The organism is bacterium, from assembly GCA_018814885.1.
Lineage (GTDB): Bacteria > Krumholzibacteriota > Krumholzibacteriia > LZORAL124-64-63 > LZORAL124-64-63 > JAHIYU01.
This window is the reverse complement of record JAHIYU010000045.1, coordinates 1-2,055: the sequence shown is the minus strand read 5'-3', so window position 1 is coordinate 2,055 and position 2,055 is coordinate 1. Positions and strand designations below refer to the sequence as shown.

Annotated in this window: 2 protein-coding genes; both read left to right on the top strand. The window is 69.7% G+C overall.

Annotated features, from left to right (window positions below):
• A partial coding sequence (locus tag KJ554_02665) for a hypothetical protein (protein ID MBU0741240.1) occupies positions 1-319 on the top strand: 319 nt, incomplete at its 5' end.
• Positions 320-442: 123 nt separating this feature from the next.
• Positions 443-1,978: a lysophospholipase gene (locus KJ554_02660; GenBank protein MBU0741239.1), complete on the top strand. Its 1,536-nt coding sequence runs from the start codon at positions 443-445 to the stop codon at positions 1,976-1,978.
• The last annotated feature ends 77 nt before the right edge of the window (positions 1,979-2,055 follow it).

The window sequence follows — 2,055 nt, the reverse complement described above, 5'->3', positions numbered from 1 at the left end:
GGCCGCCGATGCCCTGGGCGGACGGGCTGCCCGTCTGTCGCGCGTCGCGCCGGCGCCCGCGCCCGCGGTTCCCGCGCCGGACACGATCGGCGCCATGGCCGCGGGAGCTTATCTGACCGGCGTCCACGGGATAGCGGGCACCATCGGCGCCCTGCTCGCAGCGTGCGGCGCCCGCCCCGTGGTCCTGACCGGTGGTCTGGCGCCGCTGTTGCTGGCCGAGCAGGCGGCGCTCGCCGGCCGGGCGTCCTGGCACCACGACCGGCTCTGGACCCTGAGAGGTCTGGCGCTGCTGGCGTCGCTCAATCGGGATCGAGCCTGAGAAGTGCTCTTGCTGGTTGTCGCCAAGCATCTGCCGGGCGTTTCACGCCAGCGGGTGACACGGCGCCAGGCGTTGGCTATGATGGTATCGTCCGCCACCGGATTCGCTGCTAAGGAGGGAATCATGTCCCGTTCCAGACTGTTCGCCGCGCTGCTCGTCGTCGCCTCGGCCGTCATGGTGCCGGCCTCGTCGGCAGCCGAGGGCGAGGCCGCGCAGGACTCTGTCTACTTCAGCATGGAATCCGAAGGGGCGTCCATCGGCTGGATGTCGCTGCTGAAGACCAGTATCGAGGACGGCAACGTCCGCTATCACGGCAGCGGCGTCCTGCAGGGCACCACCAAGCTGCGCTGGCAGCTCGAGTTGACGGGCGATCTCACCCGCTTGATCCGCGTGAGAACAGTCATCCAGACGCCCGAGCGGGAGATCGTATCCAGCACGGAGTTCAAGGAGGGCGGCGGCAAGCCGGACATGACCTTCGCGGTGGACGGGCAGAACTATCCCTACCCGGTCGAGAAGATCCAGGCCAGCGCCGTGTACGTGCCCCAGATGATCGTGCCCGCGCTGGGACCCCTGTCCGACCGGTTGGCCGGCGAGGACCCGAAAACCCTGGACGTCAACCTGCACGCCACCAACGGGGCGCAGGCCGTCGGCCTGCGGGTGCAGGGCCAGACCAAGTCCCGCGTCACCGTACGCGGCGAGGAGGTGCCGGTCAGGACCTTCCTGCTGACGGCCACCCATGCCGAACTGCCCGAACCGATCGAGGTCACGCTGTACCAGCGTCCGGACGGCACGTTCTTCGGTGTGCAGACCGGCGGCATGAACATGTTCGCGGTGGGGGGCGGCGCCCCCGCGTCGGGTCCGGCGACTTCCGCCGGCTCCGAGATCGTCTTCGTCTCCGGCGACGTGTCGCTGGCCGGCACCCTCGTGCTGCCCGCTGCCGCCGAGGGCGAGACCGCGGCGCCGCCGGCGGTACTGATGCTGGCCGGGCCATCCCGGGCCGGACGCGACGCGACCAACGCCGGTTTCCCCCTCTTCGCCCACATTGCGGAAGGGCTTGGCGAGGCTGGCGTCGCCTCCCTGCGCTACGACAGGCGGCCGCTCGACGGCGGCGTCCCCGATCTCATGTCGCAACTCGCCGCGGACGGCCACGCCGCCCTTCGGGCGCTGCGCGCGCGCCCAGAGGTGGATTCCGCCAAGGTGCTCCTGCTCGGACACGGCGAGGGCGCCATGCTGCTGGGCGAGGTGGCCAAGCTGGCCGAGGCGGAGGGCGCGCCGGTGGCGGGACTGGTCTTCCTGGGCGCCGTGACCGTCAAGGGCTCCGAACTGCACGCGGTCGTACCGCGTCCGCACGACGCGACCTGGCTGGAATCCTTCCTGGCCTACGATCCCCGGGCAAACCTCCAGGGCATCCGACTGCCCATGCTGTTGCTGCACGGGGAGCTGGACACGGAGGTGCCGCCGGACAACGCCACAGGCCTGCGGACCTTCATGAACGAGGCCGGTCACATGAGCGTGTCCTGCACGGTGGCCAAGAACATGAATCACTACCTGCAGAGTGCGGAAACAGGGACGGGTGAGGAATACGCGGCTCTCAAACCGGTCTGCGCCAAGGGTATCGTCAAGCGCATCGCCTCGTTCGCCGGTTTCTGCACGAAGTAGCGGTCACGGCCGCAGTTCGGGATCCATGTAGACCCGGCAGGCGTAAGGCGCCAGGGAGATCGGCAGGCCCCGGTCGC

Excerpts from the sequence above, each read along its gene's own strand:
- KJ554_02660 (MBU0741239.1), top strand. The coding sequence starts at position 443 with ATGTCCCGTTCCAGACTGTTCGCCGCGCTGCTCGTCGTCGCCTCGGCC.